The sequence below is a fragment of the Stenotrophomonas maltophilia group sp. P373 genome (assembly GCF_053295075.1).
Genome location: NZ_CM129994.1, coordinates 1127777 through 1143724 on the forward strand (window position 1 = coordinate 1127777; position 15948 = coordinate 1143724).

Annotated in this window: 9 protein-coding genes; 6 read left to right on the top strand and 3 right to left on the bottom strand. The window is 66.6% G+C overall.

Annotated elements, in window-relative coordinates; genetic code table 11:
• Window positions 1-156: 156 nt before the first annotated feature.
• Entirely contained in the window at window positions 157-2913 is a 2757-nt protein-coding gene (locus ACSYHF_RS05240; RefSeq protein ID WP_447576132.1) for a TonB-dependent receptor, read from the bottom strand.
• A gap of 251 nt (window positions 2914-3164) precedes the next feature.
• Window positions 3165-5216 (bottom strand): glycoside hydrolase family 97 protein, encoded by a 2052-nt coding sequence (locus tag ACSYHF_RS05245; RefSeq protein ID WP_447576133.1) that lies wholly within the window; start codon window positions 5214-5216, stop codon window positions 3165-3167.
• A gap of 237 nt (window positions 5217-5453) precedes the next feature.
• Between ACSYHF_RS05245 and ACSYHF_RS05250 the strand changes: the two genes are divergently transcribed.
• The 6 genes from ACSYHF_RS05250 (at window position 5454) to ACSYHF_RS05275 (ending at window position 12245) form a co-directional block, all read left to right on the top strand.
• Window positions 5454-7643 (top strand): Six-hairpin glycosidase-like protein, encoded by a 2190-nt coding sequence (locus tag ACSYHF_RS05250; protein WP_111127837.1) that lies wholly within the window; start codon window positions 5454-5456, stop codon window positions 7641-7643.
• Entirely contained in the window at window positions 7640-9127 is a 1488-nt protein-coding gene (locus ACSYHF_RS05255; protein ID WP_171957778.1) for an MFS transporter, read from the top strand. Before ACSYHF_RS05250 ends, ACSYHF_RS05255 begins: the two co-directional genes overlap by 4 nt.
• Entirely contained in the window at window positions 9127-10842 is a 1716-nt protein-coding gene (locus ACSYHF_RS05260) for an alpha-amylase family glycosyl hydrolase (protein ID WP_111127840.1), read from the top strand. The genes ACSYHF_RS05255 and ACSYHF_RS05260 overlap by 1 nt, the downstream gene beginning before the upstream one ends.
• Before the next feature lie 121 nt (window positions 10843-10963).
• Complete coding sequence (locus tag ACSYHF_RS05265) at window positions 10964-11350, top strand: SseB family protein (protein ID WP_005415624.1); 387 nt, start codon at window positions 10964-10966, stop codon at window positions 11348-11350.
• Window positions 11351-11490: 140 nt separating this feature from the next.
• Window positions 11491-11955 carry a GNAT family N-acetyltransferase gene (locus ACSYHF_RS05270; protein WP_032954000.1) on the top strand — a complete coding sequence of 155 codons (465 nt, stop codon included), beginning with the start codon at window positions 11491-11493 and terminating at the stop codon, window positions 11953-11955.
• Window positions 11952-12245, top strand: coding sequence for a hypothetical protein (locus ACSYHF_RS05275; RefSeq protein ID WP_065177907.1), 294 nt, complete (start codon window positions 11952-11954; stop codon window positions 12243-12245). Before ACSYHF_RS05270 ends, ACSYHF_RS05275 begins: the two co-directional genes overlap by 4 nt.
• A gap of 115 nt (window positions 12246-12360) precedes the next feature.
• Here the strand turns inward: ACSYHF_RS05275 and ACSYHF_RS05280 are convergent, their stop codons facing one another.
• Entirely contained in the window at window positions 12361-15945 is a 3585-nt protein-coding gene (locus ACSYHF_RS05280; protein WP_447576134.1) for an ABC transporter permease/M1 family aminopeptidase, read from the bottom strand.
• Window positions 15946-15948: the final 3 nt, after the last annotated feature.

The window sequence follows — 15948 nt, forward strand, 5'->3', positions numbered from 1 at the left end:
CCGTGCGAAGGTCGCCTCGCTCGTTCAGTAGATCCACGCCATGCGTGGATGGTCCTTGCCGACCAACGGCCGGCATCCGCGCAAAAGAAGGCCCGCTACCTGCGCAGCGGGCATTCCATGGGGTGCCAGCCAGCGGCCGGCACGACCCGGCCGTGATCAGAACTTGTAGTTCACGCCCAGCATATAGGTGCGGCCCCACTCGATGTACTCCAGCGGGCGGTCCTTGCTGCCGGCGTAGGTGCGGTACGGCTCGTTGGTCAGGTTGCTGCCCTGCAGAAGCAGGGTCAGGCCACGCAGGGCACTGCTGTCGCTGAAGGTGTAGCTGATCTGCGCATCGGTCACGTTCTCGCCGACCACGTAGCGCAGGCTGCGGTTGCCGTTGAAGTTACCGATCTCGCCGATGAAGTCCGAACGCCGGCGCTGGCTGACGCGTGCTTCGAAGCCGCTGCGCTCGTAGTAGGCGGTGAAGTTGTACACGCGCTTGGACAGGCCCGGCAGGCTGATCGGATCACTGCCCACGCTGGAGGCGCTCTCCGGGTCCAGGATGGTGATGTCGCTCTTGTTGAAGGTCGCGCTGGCCTGCACACCGAAGCCACGCAGGCTGTCGGTCAGCATCTCCAGCGGGAACGATGCGGTCAGTTCCAGGCCCTTCAGCGTGCCGCCCTTGCCGTTCTGCGGGGCGGAGAAGGTGCCGGTGGTCAGCACCGGTGCCGTCATGCCCGGCGGCGGCACGTAGCTGCCCAGCAGCGCGGTGAAGTCGTAGTTGTCGACCGACTGGGTGTAGACGTAGCTCTTCAGGTCCTTGTAGAAGATCGCGGCAGCCACGTAGGCCTTCTCGCCGAAGTACTTCTCGTAGGACAGGTCCAGCGCGGTGGCACGCCACGGGTCCAGCAGCGGATTGCCGCCGCTGCCGCCGGGGCGCCCGGTGCCGGTGTCCACGCCGAACTCCAGGCCGGCACGCATCTGGTCCACGCGCGGCCGCGCAACCTGCTTGGCGGCGGCAAAACGCAGCGTCTGCTGATGCGGGAACAGGAAGGCCAGGTTCAGGCTCGGCAGCCAATCGTTGTAGGTGCGGCCGTTCGAGTACGGCTGCACGTTGTTGCCGGCCGACTGCGAGCTGTCCCAGTAGCGCGAATCCGAACTCTGGTCGGTGTGCTGCATCTGCACGCCGATGTTGCCGCGCACGCCGACTTCGCCGATGTCGGCGTTGATGTTCAGGCGCGCCCAGGCGGTGGTGATCTTCTCCCGTACCGTCCACGACTTGGGAATCAGGTAGTCCAGGTTGTCGACCGGGTTGAAGGTCATGTAGCGGCCCACCGCAGCGGGCACGTTCCAGGCCGGGATGGTGCCGAGGCCGGCGAAGCCCAGGTTGACCGGGCGGTACTGCAGGTCCGAGGCGATGTTGGCGTCGCCCTGCGCACCCAGCAGGATGTTGCCTTCGGACTGGGTCTTCACCTTGCGGCGGTCGGCGTAGTTCACGCCGATGTCGATGTCCGGCGCCCACGATGCGACGGCATCGGGCAGGGCAATGGTGGCGGCCAGCTTGCCACCCTTCAGGCGGTCTTCCACCTTCGGCACCTTGCCGTAGCCGGAACCGTAGATGGTGTTGGTCAGGAACAACGCATCCGGGTTGGAGTAGTTCAGGCCCGGGCTGATCTGCGAGAAGCCGTCCTGGCGGATCGACACGCCGACCGTATCCAGCTGCGGCATCGGGGTCAGCTGCAGGTTGTTTTCCAGGTTCAGCTCGTCGCGCGTGGCCTTGGAGTAGTTCAGGTCGGCGACCAGCTTGACGCCACTGAAATTGAACTCGTTGTTCCAGCCGAACGCGTCGATCTTGTCCTTGCGCTTGTTGTACATGCCGCGTACCAGCGGGTACACGCCGCTGGCGGTGCCGCCAGTGAACGAACCATTGGCGTTGACCTGCGGGTTGCTGACCAGCAGGCCCGGGGTGTAGTTGCCGTTGTAGTTGCTCAGGTTGAGCTCGAACTGGTTGGCGGTGTCGATCTGCTCGGCTTCGGTGTGGAATGCATCGAAGGTGCTGGTCCAGCTGTTGTTCGGCCGGAACTGGATCGTGGCCATCACGCCGTCGCGCTTGTTGTTGCCGGTGCGGCGCAGCGCCTTGATGCCATCGGAGAAGTAGGTGCCGGCACCCACGCCCGGACGGTCGCCCTTGTCGGTGTGCTCGGTGGTCCACGGTTCGTACAGGCCGACCTGATTCTCCTGGATCGGCATGTCGCTGTGCGCATAGCCGATGGCGATGCCCAGGGTCTTGTCCAGGAACTGGTCGATGTAGCTGGCGCTGAAGCGGTTGCCGTACGGATCGGTGTTGGCGGCGCGGCCCAGCGAGCTCTTCTGGTAGCGGCCACTGACCGCGATCACGCGCTCGCCGAAGCTGAGCGGGCGCGCGGTCTGCATGTCGATGGTGCCCGACAGGCCCTGTCCGACCAGCGCCGCGTCCGGGGTCTTGTACACGGTCACGCCGTTGACCAGTTCGGACGGATACTGGTCGAACTCGACGCCACGGTTGTCGCCGGTGCTGACCACTTCGCGGCCATTGAGCAGGGTGGTGGCGAAGTCCGGCGACAGGCCGCGCACGCTGATCACCTGCGCACGGCCGGCAACGCGCTGGGCGGCCAGGCCGGGCAGGCGCGAAATGGACTCGGCGATGCTGACGTCGGGCAGCTTGCCGATGTCTTCGGCGGAGATCGCTTCGACCACCGAGGTGGCGTCCTGCTTGACCGCGATCGCGCTCTCGATGCCGCGGCGGATGCCGGTGACCTGCACCGTATCGAGGTTGGTGGCGGCGGTGCCGGCCGGCGTGGTGGTGCTCTGCGTGGACTGTGCCGACGCCAGCGTCGGCGCCAGGACAACGGCCAGCGCGATGCTCAGCGCGCTGCGCTTGTGGTTCAACATTTTCCCCTCCCAGGCAATGTTGCAGATCGATTTGTGAGCGTTCCGGCGGGGCCGTGAACGTGCGACGCGGTGGCCGCTGTCGTCGCCGCTATGGTAGGCAGCGCGTTCTTCGCGGGAATCACCCTGCATACGTATTCAATGGCGTCTGCAGGGATGTAATCGCTTTCAAGCAGTGCTTCCGGTAGTGCCGGCCGCTGGCAGGCAATCGCGTTCGCCGGGTTGCCGGCCAGCGGCCGGCACTACCCGGGCATTCACAGCGGCGTGAAGCGAATGGCCTGGCCACCGCCGGGTGCCAGCACCAGCGTCAGTGCATCGGCGCTGGTCACTTCGCGGGTTTCGCGCGCGAAGGCGAATGGATTGCTGCGGAAATCCGCGCCTTCACCATCGCGGTAGATCTCGGCGCGATAGCGCACGCCAGGCTCCAGGAAGCCCAGCGATACCGGCAGCACGCGGCCGTGCTCGTCGGTGATGCTGCCGAGGAACCAGTCGCGGCTGTTGCGGTCGCGGCGCACGATCGTCACGTAGTCACCCACTTCGCCATCGAGCACGCGGCTCTGCTCCCAGTCCACCGCCACGTCCTCGATGAAACGGAACGCCTCGCGATGCTGCAGGTAGTGTTCGGGCAGGTCGGCGGCCATCTGGATCGGGCTGTACAGCACCACGTACAGCGCCAGTTGGCGGGCCAACGTACTGGGGATGGCCTGGCCGTGGCGGCCCTTCAGGCTGAGGATGCCGGGGGTGTAATCCATCGGCCCGGCCAGCATGCGGGTGAACACCAGGTTGACCTCGTGCTCCGGCGGGTTCGGTGGCTGGCCCCAGGCGTTGTACTCCATGCCGCGTGCGCCTTCGCGCGAGATCCAGTTGGGATAGGTGCGGCGCAGGCCGGTATCCTTGATCGGCTCATGCGGGTTCACCGACAGATGGCGGCGCGCCGCTTCCTGCACCACCTTCAGATGGTGGCGGGCCATGAACTGCCCGTCATGCCACTCGCGCCACAGTGGGCCCCCCGTGGGATTGCGGCGGTCGACCTGGCCGTCGTCGCAGACGTAGCCGGTCTTGAACTGGTCCACGCCCAGTCGTGCGTAGAGGTCCAGCGCGGCGCCCAGCTGGGCCTCGTAATGTTCGATGGCGCAGCCGGTTTCGTGGTGACCGATCAGGTGCACGCCCTTGTTCAGGCCATACGCCGACAGCGCTTCGATGTCGAAATCGGGCGTGGCACGGGTGAAATCGAAGTCGTAGCCATTGCCGACCCAGTTGCCGTCCCAGCCCGGATTCCAGCCTTCCACCAGCACGCCGCGGAAGCCGTGTGCAGCGGCGAAATCGATCACCTTCTTCGTCTTGGCGGTGGTGGCGGCGTGCTTCGGCCCGGTCGCCCAGCTCTCGTTGTCCAGGTGCATCGACCACCACACGCCCAGGTATTTGGCCGGTTTCACCCAGCTCACATCGCCCAGCGCATTGGGTTCGTTGAGGTTGAGGATCAGGTCCGATTCGACCAGGCCACCGGCACGGTCGGCGATCTGCAGCGTGCGCCACGGCGTGGCGAAGGGCAGGGTGCGGCGCACCTTCCAGCCTTCGGCCGAGGGCGACAGCTGCGCGCGCAGGCGCTGCCCCTCGCTGCGGCGCAGCCACATGCCGGCGTAGTCCACCAGCGCGGCCTCGTGAATGGCCACATGCAGGCCATCGCGGCTGCGCAGGGTCATCGGCGTATGCACCAGCGGTACTTCGCGCAGCGGGGTGCGCTGGTACAGGTACTCGTAGTGGATCGGCTCGCCGGCGGGGATCCACCAGGCGGTGGAGTCCTGTGCGATGGCGAACTCGGTCAGCTCGTCATCGATGATCGCCTCGCGCAGATTCGGCTGCTCGGGGAATATGTAGCGGAAGCCGAGGCCATCGTCGTAGACGCGGAACACTACATCCAGCCGGCGCTTGCTGCCGGTGGTTTCGGCCAGCTGGACGGTCAGCTCGTTGAAATGGTTGCGGGTGAGCCGGCGCTCGCCCCACGGCTGCTCCCAGGTGTCATCGACGCTGCGCCGCTGCTGGCCCAGCAGGGTGAAATCGCGGTCCAGACGACCGTCGCGCAGGGTGAAGCCGAGCTTCGAATCCTCCACAACAGTGTCGCCCAGGCGCTCGACCCGGTAGCGGGCCGTGCCGCCGTCCAGCACCAGGCTGACCTTCAACATCTTGCCCGGCGATTCGACGCTGGCCACCTGGGGCGCGGCCTGTACCAGCGTGGCCCAGCCGATCAGGGCCAGGCCCAGCATGTGCGCGAACACCGCGCGTACAGCAGTGGGTGACATCGGCAATTCCCCTCCCAAGGCGCCGTTGGCAGACCCGGACCATAAGCCAGCGCGGCGGGTGCGCTACCGCGCGATGCCATGAATACGTATGCAACTGGACGCAGCCGACAGCCCCGCGTCTACCATGGGGCCAGGGCACCTTGAGGGAGGGGCCGCGCCCGCCCGCCGGCAACGACGGTGCGGACCTACAACGCGTGCAGAGAGGGAGGGAGGCCGACGGGCGCGAGCCGGTCCGCCGCTTCGATGCTGAAGATCATTTGCCTGACCGCTGCCCTGGGGGCAGCGCTGGGGACGACCGCGCAGGCGGCCGACCTGCAATTCGACGGCCGCCATGCGCGCGCCGAAGCCGCTGCCAACGGCAGCTTCGTGCTGCATGCGCCGAAGGGCGATGTGCGTATCGCGCCGATGCCGATGCGCAGCCAGACCGGCAGCGTGATGTTCGATGCCCTGTTCGCGCTGGCCCAGCAGGAGATGGACCAGGACCGCGTGGACGCGATTCGCGATCCCGCGTTCGACGAAGGCCGACCGGTGCCGTGCGAGTGCTTCCAGACCGGCGCGCGCTGGCCCTATGTGTGGACGCGCGATGTCAGCTTTGCCGCCGATCTGGCGCTCGCACGCCTGGACCCGAAGCGCACCCGGCAGTCGCTGCAGTTCAAACTGTCGGCGGCGCGCGACGGGCACACGCCCGGCCTGTTTGTGGCGCAGGACACCGGTTCCGGTGGCAGCTGGCCGATCAGCAGCGACCGCGTGGTGTGGTTCCTGGCGGCTCGCCAGCTTCTGGAGGATCGCGCATTTGCCGACCAGGTCTGGCAGGCGCTGCAGGGCACGCTGGCGCAGGACCGCGCGATGGTGTTCGACGCGCAGATGGGCCTGTACCGTGGCGAGACTTCGTTCCTGGACTGGCGCGAGCAGACCTATCCGGACTGGACCCGCGAGGACGTGCGCTTTATCGGTGATTCCTATGCACTGTCCACCAACGTGCTGCACTATCAGGCACTGCGCCTGGCCGAACGCCTGGCCGGGCAGCACGGCGATGCCCGCGCGGCCGATTACAAGGCCTGGGCCGACGCATTGGCGCAGCAGATCGATGCGCGCTTCTGGCGCGAGGATATCGGCCAGTACATGAGCTACATCGGCGAAGCGGCGCACCCGGTGCCGTACGCCAAGGTCGATCTGCTGGGCCTGTCGCTGGGCATCCTTGCCGAGGTGCTGCCGCCCGAGCGCGCGCGGCGTGCGCTGGCGGCGTATCCGATGGGCCCGGCTGGCAGCCCGGTGGTCTGGCCGCAGGAAGCACAACAGCCGATCTATCACAACCGGGCGATCTGGCCGTTCGTCAGTGCCTACTCGCTGCGTGCGGCGCGGCAGCTGGACGATGCGCCGCGCATCGCCGCCGAGATCCGCTCGCTGATGCAGGGTGCCGCGCTGGCCGGTTCCAACATGGAGAATTACGAGCTGGTCAGCCAGGCCGTGCATGTCGATGAAGGCGCGCTCAGCGGGCCGGTGGTCAATTCGGAGCGCCAGCTGTGGTCGGTGGCCGGGTATCTGTCGATGGTGCTCGAAGGCGTATTCGGCGTACAGGCTGACGGCCGCGTGCAGCCCAAGCTGCCAGCCGCGCTGGTCCCCGAACTGTTCGGCAAGCAGCGCCGCATCTCCCTGGAGGCCGATGGCAAGCGCTATGTGCTGGAGCGGCCGAAGCAGGTGGGTGATGGCCTGCTGGTGGCGGGCCAGGTAAAGACGCGTGGTGCCACCACCACCGTGCAGCTGGTGGCCACCGCAGCGGCACCGCGCAGCGTGGCGACGACGGCCGACGCCAATGCGCGCGCACCGGCCACGCCGGCCGCACCGCAGGCGCGACGCAAGGGCAGGGGCTGGAACATCGAGGTCGCTGCCGGCCAGGTGCTGTGGCAGGACGGTCGCGCGCTCACCGCCAGCAATGGCCTGGCACGCATCGGTGACGATGGCCTGCAGCATTGCCTGAGCCTGACCCGGCGCGACGGCGCATTGGAATCGCTGCACAGTCCGATGGTCTGCGTCGGTCCGCAGCAGCGACTGAAGGGTGCCGAGCGCTGGCAGTTCACCTCGGCCAAGGCGGGGCAGGTGCGCCTGCGCCTGCAGTACAGCAACGCGAATGGGCCGATCAACACGGGCGTGACCGCCGCGGTGAAGCAGCTGGCGCTGCAGTGCCCTGGCCAGCCGTTGCAGCGGCACGCCGTCACCCTGCCGCACAGCGTGGCCGTGCAGGACTCGACCTCGGCGACGTTCCCGGTGCCGAAGGGCCGATGCACGGTCACGCTTGAAGAGGGCTTCAACATGAGCACACTGCAGCATTTCGCGCACTACACCGGGGGCAAGGGCGGGCGCGACGGCGTGCTCAACCAGGCGCAGGTGCAGGCGCTGACGGTGGCGCCCGTGGCTGTAGAGGACGCACGATGAATCGCCCCGCCAAACCCCAGCTGTCGTTCTGGCAGATCTGGAACATGTGTTTCGGTTTTCTCGGCATCCAGTTCGGCTTCGCCCTGCAGAATGCCAACGCCAGCCGCATTTTCGAGACGCTGGGCGCGGACATCGACGCGGTACCGGGGCTGTGGATCGCCGCGCCGCTGACCGGCCTGCTGGTGCAGCCGGTGATCGGTTACCTGTCCGATCGCACCTGGACGCGCTGGGGGCGGCGCCGTCCGTTCTTCATGATCGGTGCGGTGCTGACCACGCTGGCCCTGCTGGTGATGCCGAATTCACCGACGCTGTGGATCGCGGCCGGCACGCTGTGGGTGCTCGATGCCTCGATCAACGTATCGATGGAGCCGTTCCGAGCCTTCGTCGGCGACCAGCTGGCGCCACGCCAGCGTCCGGCCGGCTATGCGATGCAGAGCTTCTTCATCGGTGTGGGCGCCATCGTCGCCAGCTTCCTGCCGTTCATCCTGGCCCACTTCGGCGTTGCCAATACGGCCGCCGCCGGTGAGGTGCCGGACACCGTGCGCTATGCGTTCTACTTCGGCGCGGCGGTGCTGCTGGCGGCGATCACCTGGACGGTGGTCAGCACCCGCGAATATTCACCAGCAGAACTGGCTGCCTTCGATGATGCCGAGCCGCCGGCGCATCATGCGGGAGCGGTGATCAACGGCCCGGCGCCATGGACGCGGGTGGCCCTGTGGCTAGGGCTGGGTGTGCTGTTGGCGCTGCTGATCACCTGGCGGCAAGGCGACAGGATGCTGTACGTGCTGGCAGGCCTGTGCGCCGGCTATGGCCTGCTGCTGGCGGCCGCGCGCGCGTTGCCGGCCACGCATATGCTGGCCGCCATCGTCGGCGACCTGCGCGCGATGCCGGTGACCATGCGCCGCCTGGCGTGGGTGCAGTTCTTCTCATGGTTCGCGCTTTTCGCCATGTGGATCTACACCACTGCTGCGGTGGCCGGTACCCACTTCGGTTCGACCGATCCACAGTCGGTGGCCTACAACGAAGGTGCCAACTGGGTGGGCGTGCTGTTTGGCGCCTACAACGGCTTCGCTGCGCTGGCGGCGGTGCTGATTCCGCCGATGGTGCGTGCGATCGGCCTGCGCTGGAGCCACCTGGTCAACCTGTGGCTGGGCGCTGCCGGCCTGGTCTCGCTGATGTTCATCCGCGACCCGCACTGGCTGCTGCTGTCGATGGTGGGTGTGGGCTTTGCCTGGGCATCAATCCTGTCGTTGCCGTATGCACTGCTGTCCGACAGCGTGCCTGCGTCGAAGATGGGCGTGTACATGGGCATCTTCAATTTCTTCATCGTGATCCCGCAGCTGGTCGCGGCCAGTGCGCTCGGCTTTGCCCTGCGCGCATGGCTGGGTGGCCAGCCGATGCATGTGCTGGTGCTGGGCGGCTGCAGCCTGTTCATCGCCGGCCTGTGCGTGCTGCGGGTTCCGTCCCGTCCGGAGGTGGTGTGATGCGTGGTGTCCTGGCTGTTGCCGTTTCCCTTGCCCTGTTCGCCGGCCAGGCCGTGGCCACGCCGCGCCCGGACTACGTCGGCACCACCGAACCGTTCGCCAGCGATGCGGTGTATTTCGTGGTCACCGACCGCTTCGTCAACGGTGATCCATCCAATGACCATCGCGACCAGGGTGGCGCGCACCGCACCTTCGACATCCCGGTGCCATGCCCGGACAAGGTGGACGGCAACATCGGCTATCTCGGCGGTGATTTCCGTGGCGTACTCGACAACGCGGAGTACATCCGCAATCTGGGCTTCGGCGCGGTGTGGATCACGCCCATCGTCGACAACCCGGACGAGGCCTTTACCGGCAGCAAGCCGATCAGTTGTACCAGCACGCTGACCGACCGCGGCAAGACCGGCTACCACGGCTACTGGGGCATCAACTTCTACAGACTCGATGAGCACCTGCCCAGCAGGGACCTGGACTTCGCCGGACTGACCAAGGGCCTGCACGGTGCCGGCTTGAAGGTGGTGCTGGACATCGTCGGCAACCACGGTTCGCCGGCCTGGACCATGCCGATACGGCAACCGCAGTTCGGCCAGATCTTCGACAAGGACGGAACGCTGATTGCCGACCACCAGAACCTGCCACCGCAGAAGCTGGACCCGAAGCACAACCCGCTGCACGCGTTCTACAACAACATCGGCCCGGTCGACAGCAAGGACGGCTCGATCTTCGACGGCAACCTCGCCGAACTGTCCGACTTCAACCAGGACAATCCGGCGGTGATGGACTATCTGGTCGGCGCTTACCTGCAGTGGACCGCGCAGGGCGTGGACGCGCTGCGCATCGATACCATCGGCTGGCTGCCGCACCCGTGGTGGCATGAATTCGTCAAGCGCATCCGCGCCGAGCACCCGGGCATGTTCATGTTCGGCGAAGCCTTCGACTACAACGCGGCGACCATTGCCGAGCACACCTGGCCGGCCAACGCCAATGTCAGCGTGCTCGACTTCCCGTTGCGCGGTGCTCTGGAGCAGACCTTCGGCACCGCCGGCAAGGGCTTTGAGACGCTGGCCGAGCCGCTGCACCTGAGCGGTGGCCCGTATGCCAATCCGTACGAGCTGATGAGCTTCTACGACAACCACGACATGCCGCGCCTGCAGGCCAGCGACAATGGCTTCATCGACGCGCACAACTGGCTGTTCACCGCGCGCGGCATTCCGGTGGTCTATTACGGCTCGGAGACCGGCTTCATGCGTGGCCGCGCCGAGCACGCAGGCAACCGTGCCTACTTCGGCCAGCCGCGTGTGGACGCTGCGCCGCAGAGCCCGATCTTCGCGCCGCTGCAGCGTATCGCCAAACTGCGTGAAGCGACCCCGGCACTGCAGCGTGGCTTGCAGGTGAACGAGCGGCTGCAGGGCGATGAGGCCGTGTTCTTCCGCGTGCTGCAGCACGGTGACGTGACGCAGACCGCGCTGGTGCTGCTGAACAAGGGTGATGCGGCGCGCACCTTCGAGGTGGACCGCTACCTGCAGGCTGGCACGTGGCGTGATGCGCTGGATGGCGGCACGGTGAAGGTCGAGCAGCAGCTGAAGACTGACGTGCCGGCGCATGGGGTAAAGGTCTATGTGCTGGACGCCACCGTGCAGCAGCCGGCACTGCAGGCCGAACTGGACAAGGCGATGGCCGACCAGAAGGCGCGGGACCAGCGCCTGGGGCGGTAGTGCCGGTCGCTGGCCGGCAACTCATGAATCCATGGTCCCTTCAGGTGCCGGCCAGCGGCCGGCACTACCGGGGGGACCACATCCGGCACAATAGGCACCCCTCACGCCCTGCCGTACCGCCATGACCGACCTCGTCCCGCAGACCCCGATCGAAACCCTGCTGAAGGCGGCGATGGACGGGGCGGTGCCGATCCGCGCCTTCATGGAAGCCTTCGTCGCCTCCGAGGTGGTGCTGCAGACCGGCAGCCTGGTGACCCCCGATGGCAGCGGTTTCGACCCGCTGCTGTTCGACAAGCAGGGCACGCTGCACGTGGCCGTGTTCACCGATCCATCGCGGGTGGGCATCTACAGCCAGCAGGCCGAACACCAGATCCGCTGGCTGATGCTGGACGTGCTGCGCCGCGTGCCGGGTGGCTACGGCGTGGTGATCAATCCGGGCACCCCGCTGGGCTTCGAGATCTCGCCCAGCGGCATCGGCGAGATCCTGAAGGACTTCGCCCAGGGCTGATTGTCCTGTACAGCCGAGCCCATGCTCGGCTGCCGTTCGCGCAATGCCCGCTCAGTCGTGCAAGGCTCGACGCTACAGAAGGCTTCCCTTCGAACGCCGTCCGTGATCCCCTTGGGCGACATCGGGATCGAGGCCTGGTCATGGAGTTCAGGGTATTGCCTGCAGACGCAGCGGAACGACAGCAATTGGCGCAGTGGTACCACGCGCAATGGGGCCGGGACGCCGGCCTGACGCTGGAACAGGAACTGCAACGGCTCGACCCGCCGCAGGATGCTGAAGGTTTCCCGCACCTGATCGCCGCTTTCGAAGATGGGCAGGTGGTCGGTGCAGTCCAGCTCAAGCGCCGCGAGATGCAGGCCTTTCCACAGTACGAGTACTGGTTGGGCAGCGTATTCGTGGCCGACAGCCATCGCGGCCGCGGATTGGCCAGTGGTCTGGTCGAACAGGCTGCGGCACAGGCCGCGCGGATGGGCGTTTCCGACCTGTACCTGCAGACCGAGGCCCTGGATGGTGGTCTGTATGCGCGGCTGGGCTGGAAGCCGGTGCAGGAAGCCGACAACCGCAGCTATCGCGTGCTGGTGATGGTGCGCAGGTTGGCCGCATGAGCGCATCCACGGTACGCCATTCCCGCTCGGCCCTGATCTTCCTGATCGTGGCCATCGTTGCGGCGCTGGTGGCCATGCCCCTGCTGCGCGCGGTAGGCATGGTGCAGTGGCCGGTGTTTGTCATCGCCTGGCTGATCAACCTGGGCGCGGCTTGGCATCTGGCCCAGTGGGCGCGCCAGCAGGGGCGCTCGGGCTGGGCGTTCGGGGTACCGGCAGCGCTAGGTACGGTCGCCTCGATCGTGGTCTATGTGCTGTTGGCGTTGCTGGGGCCGAAGTCCCCGGTGCGCTGAACCTTCGCCGGCTGTCCTGGACAAGGTGCCGAGCAGGGCTCGGCACCACAGCAAGGCCGAGCCAAGCCCGCACGCGTTGCGTGGAGCGCCGGCGCACAGGCCGGCGCCCCCTCCCTCACATCGTCACCTTGCGCCGGTTGTCATCGCTCACCCGGTCGATCAGCTTGTTGTAGGGATCGAAGCCCGCTTCATCCGGCTTCTCGTCCACCGTCACCGTGATCTTCGGCGCGGCGCTGGTGATGTGGTGGCGCTGCAGGTACAGCACCTTCTGGTCGCGCTCCTTGCCCGACGGGCCGTTGGCGAACACGCCGATCTCGACCCAGTCATCCATCTTCGCGTCGCTCTCCTTGCCCTTGCCATCGGCGTACTGCTTGGCGGCGTGCAGGTCCAGGGTCACGTCGTAGCGCCCGTCATCGCGCTTGCGGGCGCTGGCGGCCATCACCCGGTTGTCGTAGAAGCTGATCTTCTCGAACAGATCGGTGACCAGCTGCTGGCGGTCAGCCGGGGTCTCGGCGCGGATGTAGCCCAGCAGCTCGCGTGAGGTGGTGTACGGCGGCTGCTGGTAGCCCTTGTCCTGCAGGAAGCGCTTCAAAGCCCGGTTCAGGGCCTGCTCGCCGATTTCCTCGCGCAGCCGATAGAACACCAGCGAACCCTTCTGGTAGTGGATGTACTGCTGGTTCTCCACGCGCTCCAGCGGCTGTTCCTCGATGGCCTCGCCGCCGCGGCCGGACAGGTAACCGTCCAGCTCGCGCTTGAGGAACTGGCGCATATGCTGGCGGCCGTACTCCTGCTCCATCACCATCAGCGCCGAGTACTGCGACAACGATTCGGACAGCACCGTTGCGCCCTGCACGTTGGCACCAATCACCTGGTGCGCCCACCACTGGTGTGCGATCTCGTGCGCGGTCACGTAGAACACGTAGTCCACCTTGTCCGGGTCACGCAGGTCAGCGATGAAACCGATGGCCTCGGAGTAGGGGATGGTGTTGGCGAACGACTGCGCGAAGCGGGCATAGCCCGGGAACTCGATGATGCGTACCTGGCGGTGCTGGTACGGCGTGAAGTTCGCCTCGTAGTAGGCCAGTGATTTCTGCACCGCCTCGATCATCCGGTCCACGTTGTAGCCGTGCGCCGGGTCGAAGTAGACCTCGATCGGGATGTCCTTGTACTTCGCCTTGCGCACCTCCCAGCGCGCCGACAGATAGGCGTAGAAGTTCAGCATCGGCCGGTCCATGGCATAGCTGAAGCAGCGCCGGCCATTGACCGTGCTCTCATGCTGCAGATAGCCCGGGGCCAGCGCCACCTGGTCTGGTGCCGTGCAGATCGTGGTGCGGAAGTCGAGCCAGTCGGCATCGTTGGAGATGTAGGTGTTGGCCCGCGCGGCTTCGTCTTCCAGCTTGGGCATGCGCCGCGGCTCACCCAGGTCGCGCTTGCGCCGCTCGTTGCGGTCGGTGATCTCCGCGCCCTCGTTGTAGCCGAACGACGGCAGTACGCGGCTGTTGAAGAAGGTGCCGTTGTCGGCGATGTTACTTGGTGCCTGGCCGGCGGTGATGCCGTTGGGCTTCTGCACCACCCGGAAATGCACGCTGCGGGTTTCGCCCGGTTGAAGCGGCCTGTCCAGCCGGTAGATGCGGTAGCCGAGATCCTTGTCGTGGAAGGTCAACTTCTGCCCGCCGAGGTCGGCGGCCAGCAGCTGCTTGTCGTCGCCCATTGAGACATGCAGGTCCTGGATGGGCTGCGCGTGCAGGTTGCGGATGGTCCAGTTCGCGTCGATCACCATCGACTGCGATTCCGGGAACAGGTCCACGCGGTTGTCCACGGCGACAATGCGTGGCTGTGGCAGGTTACGGTACTTCGACAGCTCGCGCTCGTAGCGGGCCTGCAGGTCCAGCTGCTGGTCGGGCGGGATGAACTCGTTGCGGATGTTGGTGCTCCAGTACAGCCAGCCGCCCACGCCGACGAACGCCACTGCTGCCAGCGCCGCAAAGGCGCCGGTAGGGCCGCGCAGGCGACGGCCAGCCAGCGCCAGGCGCTGGCGCAGCCCCTGGCTGATACCGCGTACCCAGAAGGCTGACGCCAGACACATCAGCGTCAGCAGGAACAGCGCCCAGTAGCCCTGGAAGGCCAGCTGCCCCGGCAGGAAGTGGCCGTAGCCGTTCATGTCCGAATAGGGCGCGTTGGGCCAGCTGCCGAAGTTGTACAGGTGCTGCGTGTAGTCGAGCAGGCCGAGCACGCCCTGGCCGATCATCACCACGATCAGCAGCGCGTAACCGACGAACTTGTTGTTGGTGAGTACCTGCAGCACCAGCGCCAGGCCCCCCATCAGGATGTAGACCACCGAATCCAGCGCCAGGCTGCGCAGGTACAGCAGCGGCTCCAGATTGGTGTAGCCCTTGGCCAGCTGCACGCCCATCGCGGCCAGCGCACCGGCGGCCTGGAAGAAGACGATCACCGCCAGCAGCGCAGTGAACTTGGCCAGCAGTGGCACCCAGTTCGGCACCGGCATGGCATCGGTCACTTCGTTGATACGCGCGCTGCGTTCCTTCCAGACCAGTTCACCGGCGAAGAACAGCACGATGATCACCAGCAGCCAGCTGAAGGCGCCCTGCAGGGCCATGATCATCTGCGAGGTGACCGGCCAGATCGAGGTGCCGTACAGGGTCTGCCGGAACAGCGCGCTGGGCAGGAAGTTGGCCAGGCCCAGCACCAGCAGCACGATGAACGGTACGCTGCGCAGCACGCCGCGTGTATCGAAGCGCACCTGGCGCAGGAACTGCCGCCACGCCGTGGTGGCGGTGAACGCCGGCACCACGCGCGGCAGTGCTGCGCGGGTGGGGCGGACACTGGCGGCATCGGCAACCGGTTGCGCCTGCCTGCGGCCCCAGCGCCGACGACCACTGCCGCTGCGTTCGGTACGGAACAGCGCGAAGGTGGCGGCGAACAGCGCGGCAGCCACACCCAACCACAGAGCACGGTTGGCCAGCAGGTAACCGGCCAGCTCGGGAATCCCGTTGTTGCGTTCGGCGGTGGACCAGTAGCGGATCGTGCGGCCGAGGGCGCGCATGCCCAGCGGTTCGCTCAGCACCGCGATCCACGTATTGTCGATGTCACGCAGCAGGGCCGCGCTGGCACCGTACAGCACCAGGTAGGCCACCAGGCCGATGTAGACCCACAGGATCGAACGGGTCAGTGCCGCCAGCAGTGACAGCAGCGCGGTGGTGAACAACAGGTTCGGAATGACGATGACCGCGAACGTCCACGCATAGCCCTGCCAGCTGATCGGGCCCATGCGCTCGGGATCGACCCACGGCATGAACGGTGCCAGCCACAGCCCGAACGCGATCACCACGTAAACCAGCAGCCCGGCGGCGAGGGCAGCGGCGATGCGCCCCGCCAGGTAGTCGCGGCGTTTCACCGGGCTGGCGAAGATCAGTTCGGCGGTGCCCAGTTCGAAGTCACGCAGCAGCGCATTGCTGACGAACAGTGCAGTGACCAGCATGCCGAGCAGGGTGAAGATGCCCAGCATCTGCGCGATCACGGTGGGCGCGTTGCTGTGCACGTTGCCGCTACCGCCACCGATCTGCACCGCATCGCTGGAGGCGGCGGCGAAGGCGAGCAGGGCGAACAGCCCGGCCAGCAGCCACAGCAGCGGGGAGCGCAGCTGCTCGCGCAGCTCGAAACGGAAGAAATCGAGGATCATGGT

Excerpts from the sequence above, each read along its gene's own strand:
- ACSYHF_RS05250 (WP_111127837.1), top strand. The coding sequence starts at position 5,454 with ATGCTGAAGATCATTTGCCTGACCGCTGCCCTGGGGGCAGCGCTGGGG.
- ACSYHF_RS05280 (WP_447576134.1), bottom strand. The coding sequence starts at position 15,945 with ATGATCCTCGATTTCTTCCGTTTCGAGCTGCGCGAGCAGCTGCGCTCC.
- ACSYHF_RS05265 (WP_005415624.1), top strand. The coding sequence starts at position 10,964 with ATGACCGACCTCGTCCCGCAGACCCCGATCGAAACCCTGCTGAAGGCG.
- ACSYHF_RS05255 (WP_171957778.1), top strand. The coding sequence starts at position 7,640 with ATGAATCGCCCCGCCAAACCCCAGCTGTCGTTCTGGCAGATCTGGAAC.
- ACSYHF_RS05260 (WP_111127840.1), top strand. The coding sequence starts at position 9,127 with ATGCGTGGTGTCCTGGCTGTTGCCGTTTCCCTTGCCCTGTTCGCCGGC.
- ACSYHF_RS05275 (WP_065177907.1), top strand. The coding sequence starts at position 11,952 with ATGAGCGCATCCACGGTACGCCATTCCCGCTCGGCCCTGATCTTCCTG.
- ACSYHF_RS05270 (WP_032954000.1), top strand. The coding sequence starts at position 11,491 with ATGGAGTTCAGGGTATTGCCTGCAGACGCAGCGGAACGACAGCAATTG.
- ACSYHF_RS05240 (WP_447576132.1), bottom strand. The coding sequence starts at position 2,913 with ATGTTGAACCACAAGCGCAGCGCGCTGAGCATCGCGCTGGCCGTTGTC.